The organism is Arthrobacter sp. UYNi723 (assembly GCF_054057635.1).
On record NZ_JBSRZM010000001.1, the window covers coordinates 232690 to 246328 of the forward strand.

The 13639-nt window shown below is 62.4% G+C and carries 15 protein-coding genes; 14 read left to right on the top strand and 1 reads right to left on the bottom strand.

Annotated elements, in window-relative coordinates; genetic code table 11:
- Positions 1-59 precede the first annotated feature (59 nt).
- The 4 genes from prfA to ACVWY0_RS01060 are packed head-to-tail and all read left to right on the top strand — an operon-like array spanning position 60 to position 3589.
- Complete coding sequence (gene prfA, locus ACVWY0_RS01045) at positions 60-1133, top strand: peptide chain release factor 1 (RefSeq protein WP_058932004.1); 1074 nt, start codon at positions 60-62, stop codon at positions 1131-1133.
- 12 nt (positions 1134-1145) lie between these two features.
- On the top strand, positions 1146-2015 hold the full coding sequence (prmC, locus tag ACVWY0_RS01050; protein WP_485835077.1) for a peptide chain release factor N(5)-glutamine methyltransferase: 870 nt from the start codon (positions 1146-1148) through the stop codon (positions 2013-2015).
- A gap of 15 nt (positions 2016-2030) precedes the next feature.
- Positions 2031-2834, top strand: coding sequence for an L-threonylcarbamoyladenylate synthase (locus tag ACVWY0_RS01055; protein ID WP_485835078.1), 804 nt, complete (start codon positions 2031-2033; stop codon positions 2832-2834).
- The gene (locus ACVWY0_RS01060) at positions 2831-3589 is read left to right on the top strand and encodes a WecB/TagA/CpsF family glycosyltransferase (RefSeq protein WP_485835079.1); all 759 of its coding nucleotides are present in this window, start codon (positions 2831-2833) and stop codon (positions 3587-3589) included. Before ACVWY0_RS01055 ends, ACVWY0_RS01060 begins: the two co-directional genes overlap by 4 nt.
- On the opposite strand, the gene ACVWY0_RS01065 is transcribed toward ACVWY0_RS01060, so the two are convergent.
- On the bottom strand, positions 3586-4482 hold the full coding sequence (locus ACVWY0_RS01065) for a glycosyltransferase (protein ID WP_485835080.1): 897 nt from the start codon (positions 4480-4482) through the stop codon (positions 3586-3588). The genes ACVWY0_RS01060 and ACVWY0_RS01065 overlap by 4 nt on opposite strands.
- 293 nt (positions 4483-4775) lie before the next feature.
- Between ACVWY0_RS01065 and ACVWY0_RS01070 the strand changes: the two genes are divergently transcribed.
- The 10 genes from ACVWY0_RS01070 (at position 4776) to atpD (ending at position 13638) form a co-directional block, all read left to right on the top strand.
- Entirely contained in the window at positions 4776-5888 is a 1113-nt protein-coding gene (locus ACVWY0_RS01070; RefSeq protein WP_252565138.1) for an MraY family glycosyltransferase, read from the top strand.
- 93 nt (positions 5889-5981) lie between these two features.
- Positions 5982-6464: a Cg1360 family ATP-synthase-associated protein gene (locus ACVWY0_RS01075; protein WP_485835081.1), complete on the top strand. Its 483-nt coding sequence runs from the start codon at positions 5982-5984 to the stop codon at positions 6462-6464.
- A complete protein-coding gene (locus ACVWY0_RS01080; RefSeq protein WP_485835082.1) occupies positions 6457-6795 on the top strand; it encodes a hypothetical protein in 339 nt (112 codons plus the stop codon). Before ACVWY0_RS01075 ends, ACVWY0_RS01080 begins: the two co-directional genes overlap by 8 nt.
- Before the next feature lie 81 nt (positions 6796-6876).
- Positions 6877-7677 carry a F0F1 ATP synthase subunit A gene (gene atpB / locus ACVWY0_RS01085; protein ID WP_056349417.1) on the top strand — a complete coding sequence of 267 codons (801 nt, stop codon included), beginning with the start codon at positions 6877-6879 and terminating at the stop codon, positions 7675-7677.
- 79 nt (positions 7678-7756) lie between these two features.
- On the top strand, positions 7757-7972 hold the full coding sequence (atpE, locus tag ACVWY0_RS01090) for an ATP synthase F0 subunit C (protein ID WP_056349415.1): 216 nt from the start codon (positions 7757-7759) through the stop codon (positions 7970-7972).
- 56 nt (positions 7973-8028) lie between these two features.
- Positions 8029-8586 carry a F0F1 ATP synthase subunit B gene (locus ACVWY0_RS01095; RefSeq protein WP_185260923.1) on the top strand — a complete coding sequence of 186 codons (558 nt, stop codon included), beginning with the start codon at positions 8029-8031 and terminating at the stop codon, positions 8584-8586.
- On the top strand, positions 8586-9413 hold the full coding sequence (locus tag ACVWY0_RS01100) for a F0F1 ATP synthase subunit delta (protein ID WP_485835083.1): 828 nt from the start codon (positions 8586-8588) through the stop codon (positions 9411-9413). The genes ACVWY0_RS01095 and ACVWY0_RS01100 overlap by 1 nt, the downstream gene beginning before the upstream one ends.
- A gap of 83 nt (positions 9414-9496) precedes the next feature.
- Positions 9497-11134 carry a F0F1 ATP synthase subunit alpha gene (gene atpA, locus ACVWY0_RS01105; RefSeq protein WP_485835194.1) on the top strand — a complete coding sequence of 546 codons (1638 nt, stop codon included), beginning with the start codon at positions 9497-9499 and terminating at the stop codon, positions 11132-11134.
- 75 nt (positions 11135-11209) lie between these two features.
- Positions 11210-12103, top strand: coding sequence for a F0F1 ATP synthase subunit gamma (locus tag ACVWY0_RS01110; protein WP_354252233.1), 894 nt, complete (start codon positions 11210-11212; stop codon positions 12101-12103).
- 80 nt (positions 12104-12183) lie between these two features.
- A complete protein-coding gene (atpD, locus tag ACVWY0_RS01115) occupies positions 12184-13638 on the top strand; it encodes a F0F1 ATP synthase subunit beta (protein WP_252600085.1) in 1455 nt (484 codons plus the stop codon).
- The last annotated feature ends 1 nt before the right edge of the window (position 13639 follow it).

The following is a 13639-nucleotide window of genomic DNA, read 5'->3' on the forward strand; positions in this document are numbered from 1 at the left end:
GGCGGTTCGTCGTTAAGTCCCGTGAAACTAGACTTGTAAGAGTCGAAAGAGGTTTTGAAATGTTTGAGTCCGTACAGGGCCTGCTTGATGAGCATGATGCTATCCAGGCGCAGCTTGGTGATCCTGCTGTCTATGCTGACCAGCGGCTGGCCCGGAAGCTGGGGCGGCGTTCTGCGCAGCTCAATGGCATCGTGGAGGCATACAACAAGTGGCATGCCCTGGAGGACGACCTCGCCGCTGCGAAGGAAATGGCCTCGGAGGACCCTGAGTTTGCTGCCGAGGTTCCCGTGCTGGAAGAAGCGCTGGAGCAGGCTTCTGCGAAGCTGCGCAGGCTCCTCATTCCGCGGGACCCCGACGACGCCCGCAATGTGATCCTGGAGGTCAAGGGCGGCGAAGGCGGCGACGAAGCCGCGCTCTTCGCCGGCGACCTCCTGCGGATGTACACCCGGTACGCGGAATCCCGCGGCTGGAAGACTGAACTCATCTCGGCCAACGAATCCGATCTCGGTGGCTACAAGGACGTCCAGATGGCCGTCAAAGGCAACTCGAACGATCCTGCCGAGGGCGTCTACGCGCGGCTCAAGTTCGAAGGCGGCGTCCACCGCGTGCAGCGTGTGCCCGTCACCGAATCCCAGGGCCGCATCCACACTTCTGCTGCCGGCGTCCTGGTCCTTCCCGAAGTTGACGAGCCCGAAGAGCTGGACATCAACCAGAACGACCTCAAGATCGACGTCTACCGCTCCTCGGGTCCCGGTGGCCAGTCCGTGAACACCACGGACTCAGCTGTCCGCATCACGCACCTTCCCACCGGCATTGTGGTGGCCATGCAGAACGAGAAATCCCAGCTGCAGAACCGCGAAGCAGGCATGCGCGTGCTCCGCGCCCGCATCCTGGCGCACCAGCAGGAAATTATCGACGCCGAGAACTCGGCCCAGCGTAAGTCCCAGATCCGCACCATGGACCGTTCTGAGCGCATCCGCACGTACAACTACCCGGAAAACCGGATCGCGGACCACCGCACCGGCTACAAGGCATACAACCTGGACCAGGTCATGAACGGTGACCTGGAACCGGTCATCCAGTCCGCCATCGAGATGGACGAACAGGCACGCCTGGACGCCATCGGCGACTAGCCGCCGGCACCCATGACACTCGGGTCTGGGCAGTCCCTCGCGGCTGCCGTCAGCGAGGCCACGGTGATCCTCCGGGACGCCGGAGTCCCCAGCCCCCGCGTCGACGCGGAACTCCTGGCGGACCACCTGCTCGGTGTGGGGCTCGGCAGGCTCCGGGCGATGATGCTGGGGGACACTCCAGCGCCTGTTGGCTATGCCGAACTTGTCGCTGAACGGGCCCAACGGATCCCGCTGCAGCACATCACCGGAGTGGCGCACTTTAGGTATCTGGAGCTCGCCGTCGGGCCGGGGGTTTTTATCCCCCGGCCGGAAACAGAGTCCGTTGTGCAGCTGGTCATCGACCACGTCAAGGGAATGGCACACCCGCGGATTGTTGACCTGGGCACGGGCTCGGGCGCAATAGCCGGCTCCATCGCCCACGAGGTGCCCGGCGCTGAAGTCCACGCCGTGGAATACAGTCCGTTCGCGCACGCGTGGGCGGCCCGGAACCTGGCGCCCCTGGGCGTCAAGCTGGTGCTGGGGGACCTCCGCGACGCGCTGCCGGAACTCAACGGAACCTTCGACGTCGTAATCTCCAACCCGCCCTACATTCCCGCCGAAGCCATCCCGAATGAACCCGAAGTTGCCCTGCACGATCCTCCCGAAGCCCTGTACGGCGGGGGAGCGGACGGCATGGAACTTCCGACGGCGGCGGCCGCCGCGGCTGCCCGGCTGCTGGTTCCCGGCGGCTACTTCGTGATGGAACACGCGGAAGTCCAGGCCGGCTGGATCGCCGGCATGATGCAGCGGACGGGTGCTTGGCGGGAGATCACCACACACCTGGACCTCAACGGCAAGGAACGCGCCACGAGCGCCGTCCTTGCCGGTCCGCACCACGAGTGATGAAAGAATAGGCCAGTGACCACAACCTACAACTGCACGTCCGAGGATCAGCGCGCCCTTGGCCTGGAGCATGCCCAGCGTGCCATCAGCGAAAAGAAGTGCGTGGTGTTCCCCACGGACACGGTCTACGGAATTGCCGCCGACGCCTTTTCGCCGCAGGCCGTCACCATGCTGTTGGCCTCCAAAGGGCGCAGCCGCACCATGCCGCCGCCGGTACTGATTCCCCGGATCAACGCGCTGGACGGCCTGGCCACAGATGTTTCCGCTGATGCCCGCAAGCTCGCCGAGGCGTTCTGGCCGGGGGGACTGACCCTGATCCTGCACGCCCAGCCGTCACTGGACTGGGACCTGGGCGAGACCCAGGGAACGGTGGCCCTGCGTATGCCCGCCGACGAGGTGGCCCAGGAACTCCTGACGCTGACCGGTCCGCTGGCCGTGTCCTCCGCCAACCGGACCGGCCAGCCGCCGGCACAGACCGCCGCGGAGGCTCGTGCCCAGCTCGCGGAGTCCGTGGAGGTCTACCTCGAAGGCGGTTTCCGGCCGGTGGAAGGAACCGATGCCGTGCCCTCCACGATCGTGGATGCCACCGGGACGCTCCTGCGCGTCGTGCGCAGCGGCGCCGTGTCCCTGGAGCAGCTCCGGGAGCACGTTCCGGGCGTGTTGGGCCTGGGCGAGATTCCGATGGCTGAGCCCGAGGAAGAATCTGAAGAAGTCGCTCTGCCGGCCGAATCAGCCGCTGAAGAGCCGGCCGCTGAAGAGTCGGCAGCTGAAAAAGCTGCCGACGAGCCGTCCGCGCCGGTTCGGGAGACTGACGGGTGAGCCTGGCACGCCAGCACATCCCCGTCCTGGGCGTGGACGCCACGCCGCTCAAGGTTGACGACCTGCTTGAGGTGCTGGCGGGGTTCGTCGCCGACGGGACCAAACGGACCGTCGTCGGACATAACCTGCACAGTGTCACGCTGACACATTCCGACGCCGGCTTCCGTTCCGTTTATGAGGAGAGCGACGTGGTGCTCCTCGATGGGGCGCCGGTGCTCTGGCTGTGGAGCCGGACGGGGAATGCCGTGGGGCCGGTCATGGAGTACCGGCTGGGTTCCACGGACTGGTTGCCGTCCCTCGGCAGGGTTGCCGGCCTGAAGCGGATGGCGGTGGTTGGCGCCGGCGCCGAGGCGAACGCCTTGGCTGTCGAAAAGCTCCGGAGCATTGTTCCCGGTGCCACGGTAGCGGGCCTGCCCGGCGAAGGCTGGAACGACGACGTCGAAACGGCCGCTGTGCGCTGGCTCGCAGAGCAGCAACCCCAGCTAGTCCTGCTCGGGTTGGGCATGCCGCTGCAGGAAACAGTGCTGCAGCGCCGGCTCGGCACGCTCCCGCCGGCCATCTACTGCACCGTGGGCGGCGCGATCGAACAGCTGGCCGGAATCCAGAAACTTGCACCTCGATGGCTCGGGAGGCTCGGGCTGGAATGGGCATGGCGCCTGCTGCTGCATCCCCGCCGCGTGGCGTACCGCGTGTTTGGCGAGCCGTGGGTGCTGCTGTGGTTGCTGGCCCGCCGCCGGCTGCGGCGCGTGTCCTAGAACTTCTGGTCCTCCAGCGGCGCGAAGCCCTTGGCACGCAGTCCTTTCGTGAAGGAACTTGCCCAGGCGAGCAGTCCCTTCAGGTCACGGCGCTGCGCAAAATAGCCAAGATAGCCGCCGACGTCGGCCACCAGCGACTTAACCCGGAAATAGCGCCGGATCAGGTACCCGCGGTTGCGGTAGTAGTAGTAACGTTTGAACGCCGAATCCGGCACGATCACATGCCATCGTGCACCAAAGACGTGCTTCGTCTCGGAAAACGCATGCGGGTGGGTGATGGCGGTGGTGGTCACCGTGCCGAACCGGATGCCCGCCTTGCGGAGGCGGATGGTGAAGTCCACCTCGTCGCCGCGGATGAAGAGGCGCATGTCCGGCAGGCCCACCTTGAAAAACACGTCGGACCTGATCAGGGCACCGTTGAAGAAGTGTCCGTCGTCGGGTAGGAAACCTACTTTTTCCAGTTCGGCCCGGTCGTGGGTGACTTTCCCATCCAGCCGGAAGAAGAAGGACAGCCGGTCGGGATGGCCCGGGGCAACCACCAGCGGGACCACGGCTTCAAGGTCGCGGGCCTCTGCCTCACGCAGCAGCGTGGCGAGGCATTCGGGATCTGCCGGCTCGGCGTCGTCGTCCATCATCCAGACCCATTTGGCACCGCTGGCCACGGCCTTCAGCGCGGCGAGGGCAAAACCGCCTGCCCCACCGAGGTTCGCTTCGGAACGGACGTAATCGACATTTTCATGCTGCGCGGCAACGTCGCGTGCCGCGTCCGTGCCGCTGTCGACAAGGCAGATGGTGTCCACAGCCGCGGACTGCGCATTAATGGCGTCCAGCAGGACGGAGAGCTCTTTATGACGGTTAAATGTCACGGCGGCAACTGCAACCCGGACGGTCATGGGGATTCCTTTCAGCATGGCCTTCAGGGGATTCCCCGCTCGCAATGCGCCAGTGTGGCGCGAAGCCATGGAGCCGTTGGCGCTAGTATCTTGACTAGAGTCCACTCTAATACAGCCCTGTAAGGCACCAAGCACTGCCTGCTGCGCGCCCGGCGACGGAGAAGTTTCATTTATCGAAAGTCAGATTCCCCGCCAGTGAGCCCATCGATCGAGGACCTCCTGTTCGGGCCGCTGTCCATGCCTGTGCGCACCCGCAGGGTTGCGCCGCACACCGACGAAACGGCCGCTATCGCATGATTATGTACCTGCTTATGGGGCTGACGGCTGCCGTCGTGTCCTACGGAGCCACCTGGGGTGCCCGCGTCATCGGGCACCGGCTTGAACTCCACGCCCCCATCCGCAGCCGTGACATGCATACGACGCCGGTGTCCCGGCTGGGCGGGGTTGCCATCTTCCTCGGCGTGCTGGTGGCCCTCCTCGTGGCCAGCCAGTCCTTCTTCGTCAAGGACATCTACCGGAACAACTTCTCGCCGTGGGGCGTCCTGGCGGGCGCGGCCCTGATCGTGCTCGTGGGGATCGCGGATGACCTCCTGGATATCCGTTGGTGGGTGAAGCTCATCGGCCAGAGCGCCGCAGCCCTGGTGGTGGCCATTTGGGGCGTCCGAATGACCATCGTCCCGTGGGTTCCGGAGCCGATCTATCTGGAGAACGAACTGCTCCGCGTCGTGCTGACGGCCGGGCTCATCGTCACCACCATGAACGCCTTCAACTTCATTGACGGCCTCGACGGGCTGGCCGCCGGCGTGGCCATCATCGGCGGAACTGCCTTCTTCTTCACGGCGTACTGGGTGCACCGGAATGCCGTCCTGTTGGACTATTCGGACCTGGCCACCCTGCTCACCGCCGTCGTCGTTGGCAGTTGCATCGGCTTCCTGCCGCACAACTGGTTCCCGTCCAAGATCTTTATGGGCGATTCCGGTGCCATGCTGATCGGCCTGCTGATGGCAGCCGCCGGCATCGTCTCCACAGGCCAGATCACGTCAGGGCTGTACGACCGCGCCAACGGTATCTCCACCGTCATACCGATTCTGCTGCCCTTCGCCGTGCTGTTCCTGCCACTGCTTGACCTGGGCCTCGCCGTCGTCCGCCGGACAGCGCGGGGACGTTCGCCATGGTCCGCAGACCGAGGCCACCTCCACCACAAGCTGCTGGATATCGGTTACTCGCACCGGACGGCCGTGATCCTGATGTACCTCTGGACCGCCGTCCTGTCCTTCGGGGGATTGGCCTTTGCAGTCTTCCCTTGGCAAGTTGTATTGGCCGCCGACATCTTCGCCACGCTGGTCATGGGCCTGATTACGGCCTGGCCTTACCTGCGCCGCCACAGTGACCAGTCGCCGGCGTAACGGCGTTCGGATTTATTTCTATCTCGTGTAGAATTTAGGGGCAGCCCAAGCTGCCCCTCCACCCAGCCCCAGGGCGCCGACGATTGGGATCTTATGACCTCCAACGCCGAACCCGGACGTTCGTCCGGCAGCGGACCCGTTGGTGTTTCCGGTCCCACGCGCTCGCTGTGGCTTCGCCTCCTCGCACTCAGTTCAGCTGCCGGTGCAGGCGCACTGATTCTGGCGGGCATCCCGGCTGTGATCCTGAACGGCCCCAGCGGCGTTCTGTCCAGTACTTTGGGCGGCCTCCTGGTGATGCTCTTCTTCGCCATCAGTCTTCTCGTGGGCCACTTCGTGGGGCGCAACAACCCCTCCGGTGCCATCGGAATGTTCGCGGCCACCTACTTTGTCAAGGTCGTGGGTTTCGCGGTTGTCCTGTTTGTGATCGGAGCACCTGCCTGGCTTCACGACCGATGGTTCCTGATTGGTGCCGTTGCCACTGTTGTCTTCTGGCAGGCTGCCGAAATCTATGGCTTCAGCAAGGCGCGCCTGCAGATTTACAACGACCCCGAGTCCAAGGAGCCGAACGATGCCTGATCGGAAACGAACAGCGAAAAACGGTTCCTCCGTGGCCAAGAACGCTGCGCCCACGCCGGGGGTGTCGGCCGAAAACAACGACGGCGGATACAACGCCGGAATGGCCGTCTTTAGCTACATTATTGGCGGAATCATCGTCTGGAGTTTGATAGGGTGGGGTCTGGATTATCTGTGGGAAACCCGCTGGATCGTGCTCGCAGGCGCTCTGCTTGGAGCTCTCGGAGGTTTCTATCTTTCCCACATGCATGGCCTTACCAGTTCCAGAACCACGGCAGGTAAGAGCGGCGCAGACAGCGGCCCGTCCGCGGACGGAAACACAAATGCCAAATAATTTCACAGGGGGAGCTGCGGAGCACAATTCCGCGGGTCCTCGACCAACGCCCAATGATGGACACTGCAGAGAGGAAACGCGTTGATCGCGCTTGCGCTCCCGGCCCAAGATTCAGGAGAGTTCAATCCTCCTGGAATTGAAGAAATGCACCTGCCGGCAATCCTGCCGTGGGGGGTGGCTGACGGATTCTCCAAGCAGATGCTGCTGGTAATCCTGTCGGTCGTCATTATCGCCACATTCTTTCTGCTAGCTGCGCGGAAGCAGCAGCTTGTTCCCGGCAAGCTCCAGTTCGCTGGTGAAATGGCTTATGGCTTTGTCCGAAACGGCATTGCAAAAGACATTATCGGCGGCAAAGATTTCATGAAGTATGTCCCGCTGTTGTTCAGCCTTTTCTTCTTCATTCTGGTGAACAACATCTACGGCGCCATTCCCGTGATCCAGCTCCCAAGCTTCTCGCACGTTGGCGGCGCCTATGTCCTCGCGGGCATTGTGTACGTCACCTGGATTGCCATCGGCATCAAGAAGAACGGCCTGAAGTATTTCAAGCTGGCCACCGTGCCGTCCGGCGTCCCGGTCTACATTCTCCCGATTGTGATCCCGATCGAGATCATCTCGAACTTCCTGGTCCGGCCGGTCACACACAGCCTCCGTCTCTTTGCCACCATGCTGGCAGGACACTTGATCGTCATGATCGCCGGTTCCGGCATTGAGTTCCTGGTGATGCAGGAGAACATCCTGCTCAAGGGAACCTCCCTTCTGGTCATCGCCGGCGCAGTTGCCATGTACATGCTGGAAGCACTGATCATGGCCCTGCAGGCCTACGTCTTCACGCTGCTGACCGCCATTTACATCGAAGGCGCCCTGCACGCGGACAGCCACTAGGCACCCACAAACTTCCCCTCACGGGGATGAAGCAACCCAAACAACCTGCCACATAGATGGCATCTTGAAAGGAAGAAAAATGGAAGGCACCATCAACGGCTCCCTCAACCTCATCGGCTACGGACTGTCCGCAATCGGCGGTGGTATCGGTGTTGGCCTCGTGTTCGCTGCTTACATCAACGGCGTAGCACGTCAGCCGGAAGCCCAGCGCGTCCTGCAGCCGATCGCATTCCTCGGCCTCGCGCTGACTGAAGCCCTCGCCATCCTCGGCCTGGTCTTCGCTTTCGTTCTCTAGTCTGACTTCAGAACCAAGCGAACATCCAGAACCGAGTAGATAAGGACGGGTGAACTATGTATCAAACGATCATCTCAGCCGCCGTGGAAGGTGCCGAGGCGACCAACCCGCTCGTTCCCAACGTCTGGGAAATGGGCGTCGTTCTCGCCGGCTTTGCTGTCCTCATGTACATCGTGGTCAAGTTCGTTGTCCCGATGTTCGAGAAGACGTTTGCAGAGCGTGCCGAGGCCATTGAAGGTGGCATTGCCAAGGCAGAAAAGGCGCAGGCAGAGGCTTCTGCAGCACTCGAAGAGTACAAGCAGCAGCTGACCGATGCCCGTGCCGAGGCCAACCGCATCCGCGAGGAAGCCCGTGCTGAAGGCGCCCAGATCCTTGCAGATCTGAAGGAAAAGGCTGCCGCTGAGTCTGCCCGCATCACGGCACAGGCACACGTGCAGATCGAATCGGAGCGCCAGGCCGCAGTTGTGTCTCTGCGCTCCGAGGTAGGCACGCTGGCCACCACGCTGGCAGGCCGCATCGTTGGCGAAGCACTCAACGACGACGAGCGTTCTGCCCGTGTGGTTGACCGCTTCCTGGCAGATCTGGAGAACCAGAACGCAGGTGCAGCTAAGTAATGTCAGGTGTATCGAGCGAATCGCTGACCACGGCGCTGACCCAACTGGAAGCAAAGCTTCCGTTGGCCTCGCTGCAGTTGGCTAAGGAACTCTTCGGAATCCTGGGAACGGTGGACAGCTCGGCTGGCTTGCGCCGCGCCCTGACTGACCCGTCCCGCACCGGTGACGAAAAGTCGGAGCTTGTCAGGCAGCTTGTTGGCGGAAAAGTCTCCGCTGAGGCTGCGGACATCGCGGGCGGACTGGCCAGTTCACGCTGGGCATCGGCCCGAGATATCGGCGATGCACTCGAGACGCTTGCCGCAACGGTGGTTATCGCCGTTGCTGAAAACAAGTCGGCCGTTTCCGCCTCCGGAATCTCTGGGCTGGAAGAGCTGGAGAACGATCTGTTCTCCTTCAACCAGGCCGTTGCCTCCAACCACGAGGTACAACGTGCTCTGTCTGAGCCGCAGGCCAGTGCTGCAGCGAAGACCGGGTTGGCGCAGAAGCTGCATCCCGGCGCAGGCGAGGAAGCAAAAGTCCTCATCGCGCAGGCAGTTTCCCAGCCCCGCGGCATCAAGCCGACGCGGCTCGTAGCCCGGTTCGCCGAGCTGGCAGCCAAACGGCAACAGCGCTGGATTGCAACGGTCAGCGTCACCCGTCCCTTGACGGAGACGCAGTTCGCCCGCCTCCAGGCAGGGCTTAATTCCCTGTACGGTCGCGAGCTCAAGATCAACATCACCGTTGATCCTGAACTGATCGGCGGGATCCGTGTCCAGGTGGGTGACGAAGTGCTCGACGCTTCGGTTATCACCCGGCTGGGACAGCTTCACCGCCAACTGGCCGGATAGCCGGACAAGCACAACTTAACGAAACGAAACCCCGGTCATCGTGAGCAACGATGATCACGAAAACAGGAGAGCAGGGACTGCAGATGGCCGAATTGACCATCAACGCCGACGACGTCCGTAATGCGTTGAACGAGTTCGCGGCGTCCTACGAACCCGGAAACGCTGAGCGCGTAGAGGTTGGCCGTGTAACAACCGCAGGTGACGGCATCGCCCGTGTTGAGGGCCTTCCCTCGGTCATGGCGAACGAGCTGCTTCGCTTTGAAGACGGCACACTGGGCCTGGCCCAGAACCTTGACGTCCGCGAGATCGGTGTCATCGTACTCGGTGACTTCACCGGAATCGAAGAAGGCCAGGAAGTCCACCGCACGGGTCAGGTTCTGTCCGTACCGGTAGGCGACGCCTTCCTCGGCCGCGTGGTTGACCCCTTGGGCCAGCCCATCGACGACCTCGGCGAAATCAAGGCCGAAACCACCCGTGCACTGGAACTCCAGGCGCCCGGCGTGACCCAGCGTAAGTCGGTTCACGAGCCGATGCAGACCGGTCTGAAGGCTATCGACGCCATGATCCCGATCGGCCGCGGACAGCGTCAGCTGATCATCGGTGACCGCCAGACCGGCAAGTCGGCTATCGCGATCGACACCATCATCAACCAGAAGGCCAACTGGGCTTCCGGCGATGTGACCAAGCAGGTGCGTTGCATCTACGTGGCAATCGGTCAGAAGGCATCCACCATCGCGGCTGTCCGTCAGACCCTCGAGGACAACGGCGCACTGGAATACACCACCATTGTGGCTTCCCCCGCGTCTGACCCTGCAGGCTTCAAGTATTTGGCACCGTACGCCGGTTCGGCCATCGGCCAGCACTGGATGTACGGCGGCAAGCACGTCCTCATCGTGTTCGATGACCTCTCCAAGCAGGCCGAGGCCTACCGTGCAGTTTCACTGCTGCTGCGCCGCCCGCCGGGACGCGAAGCCTACCCGGGCGACGTCTTCTACTTGCACTCCCGTCTGCTGGAGCGTTGTGCCAAGCTCTCCGACGAGCTCGGTGCCGGCTCTATGACCGGCCTGCCGCTCATCGAAACCAAGGCAAACGACGTCTCTGCCTACATCCCGACCAACGTGATCTCCATTACCGATGGCCAGATCTTCCTGCAGTCGGACCTCTTCAACGCCAACCAGCGTCCGGCCGTCGACGTGGGTGTCTCTGTGTCCCGCGTTGGCGGTGCTGCGCAGGTCAAGTCCATGAAGAAGGTCTCCGGTACTTTGAAGCTGGAACTGGCCCAGTACCGAGACATGCAGGCTTTCGCCATGTTCGCATCGGACCTCGATGCCGCATCGCGCCAGCAGCTGACCCGCGGTGCCCGCCTGATGGAACTGCTCAAGCAGGGCCAGTACTCACCGTTCCCGATCGAGAACCAGGTTGTGTCCATTTGGGCAGGTACCAACGGCCACCTCGATGAGGTTCCGGTTGAGGACATCAACCGCTTTGAGACCGAATTCCTGGAGCACCTCAAGCACAAGTCCTCCATCCTGACAACGCTGGCGCAGACCAACGTTATGGACGATGACACCGCTGTTGCACTGAAGACTGCGATTGTGGCCTTCAAAAAGGGCTTCTTCGGTGAGGGTGACAACCGCCTGGTAGGCGCCGGCCACGAGGAGCACGAAGCTATCTCGGAAACCGATGTAGACCAGGAAAAGATCGTCAAGCAGAAGCGCTAGTTTCGCTGGCAGGGACTGCCGGAACCCCTGCGGTTCCGGCAGCCCCGGCCATCGGGATCTTAGGAAAGGAAAAGTATGGGAGCCCAGATTCGGGTCTACCGCCAGAAGATCAGCTCGACCACGTCGATGCGCAAGATCTTCAAGGCGATGGAACTGATCGCTACCTCGCGCATTGGCAAGGCCCGCGCACGCGTAGCGGCTTCACTGCCTTACGCAAACGCGATTACGCGTGCCGTTTCTGCTGTCGCAAGCCAGAGCGAAATCGACCACCCGCTGGTCACCGAGCCGGCGCAGATCCGCCGGGCGGCCGTGCTGGTCATCAGTGCTGACCGCGGCCTTGCAGGATCCTACTCGGCAACTGTGCTTAAGCAGGCGGTTGGTCTCACCGAGCTGCTCCACGGGGAGGGCAAAGAAGTCAAGACGTACGTGATGGGCCGCAAGGCACAGGCGTACTTCGACTTCCGCAACCTTCCTTACGAGCGCGTGTGGACCGGCAACACCGATGCGCCGGAGTTTGGAACTGCACGTGAAGTCGGCGCGGCATTGCTCGAAGCCTTCGCGACAGACTACGAAGAGGGCGGCGTCGACGAGATCCATGTCGTTTATACCCGCTTCAAGTCCATGGTGACGCAGGAGCCGACGGTTATCCGTCTGCTTCCGCTCGAGGTCGTCGAAGAGCAGGCTGCGTCCGAGTCGGACCTCCTGCCGCTCTACGAATTCGAGCCGGAAGCGGAGCAGGTTCTTGATGCCCTGCTGCCGCGCTACATCGAGTCACGCATTTTCGCCGCCATGTTGCAGGCAGCAGCTTCGGAGCTCGCTGCCCGCCAGCGGGCAATGAAGTCCGCTGGCGACAATGCCACGGACCTCATCAAGAAGTTCACGCGTCTGCGCAACACTGCCCGCCAGGCTGAAATTACGCAGGAGCTTTCCGAGATCGTGGCCGGTGCTGACGCGTTGAACGCGTCCTAGCCTCCACGAGCCCGGATCCAGCTGTACCTGCACCAAAGTAAACTTAACCCCTACGCCATCTACTGAGTGAAGTGAGAGAGATGACTGCCACTGCTACCGAACACGTAGCCGCGACGACCGGTGCTACCGGCCGTATTGCACGTGTTATTGGCCCGGTTGTCGACGTCGAATTCCCGGCTGACGCAATCCCCTCGATTTACAACGCCCTCACCACGGAGATTACCCTCAACGGTGAGACCAAGACGATCACGTTCGAGGTTGCCCTGCACCTCGGCGATAACGTCATTCGCGCCATCTCCCTGCAGGCAACCGACGGCCTGGTCCGCGGTACCGCTGTGGTGGACACCGGAGCCCCCATTTCCGTGCCGGTCGGCGACGTCGTCAAGGGACACATCTTCAACGTCCTCGGCCAGCCGCTTGACGTGGCTGAGTCGGAACTCGAGATCACCGAGCGCTGGCCCATCCACCGCAAGGCTCCGGCCTTCGCGACGCTTGAGGGTTCCACCGAGATGATGGAAACCGGCATCAAGGTCATTGACCTTCTCACCCCGTACATCAAGGGTGGAAAGATCGGCCTCTTCGGTGGCGCCGGCGTGGGCAAGACGGTTCTGATCCAGGAAATGATCACCCGTGTGGCCCGCAACTTCGGTGGTACCTCGGTATTCGCCGGTGTCGGCGAGCGTACCCGTGAAGGTAACGACCTCTGGGTTGAAATGGAAGAGGCTGGCGTCCTGAAGGACACCGCCCTTGTATTCGGCCAGATGGATGAGCCGCCGGGAACGCGTCTGCGTGTTGCACTTTCCGCTCTGACCATGGCGGAATACTTCCGCGATGTGCAGAACCAGGACGTGCTGCTCTTCATCGACAACATCTTCCGCTTCACCCAGGCAGGCTCCGAGGTTTCCACCCTCCTCGGCCGCATGCCGTCGGCCGTGGGCTACCAGCCCAACCTGGCAGACGAGATGGGTCTCCTCCAGGAGCGCATCACGTCCACCAAGGGCCACTCGATCACCTCGATGCAGGCCATCTACGTCCCCGCAGATGACTACACCGACCCGGCCCCGGCCACGACCTTCGCACACCTCGACGCAACCACGGAACTTTCCCGTGAAATTGCTTCCCGTGGTCTGTACCCGGCCGTTGACCCGCTGACGTCGACCTCCCGCATCCTGGACCCGCAGTACATCGGTCAGGACCACTACACCACGGCTGTCCGTGTGAAGCAGATCCTGCAGAAGAACAAGGAACTCCAGGACATCATCGCCATCCTCGGCGTTGACGAACTGTCGGAAGAGGACAAGATCGTCGTGTCGCGTGCACGCCGCATCCAGCAGTTCCTCTCCCAGAACACCTACACCGCCAAGCAGTTCACCGGCGTCGAAGGCTCCACCGTCACCATCAAGGACACGGTTGAAGGCTTCACCGCTATCTGCGACGGCGACTTCGACCACGTAGCCGAGCAGGCCTTCTTCAACGTCGGCGGCCTGGACGATGTCGAGCGCCAGTGGGCCAAGATCCAGGAACAGACCAAGTAGT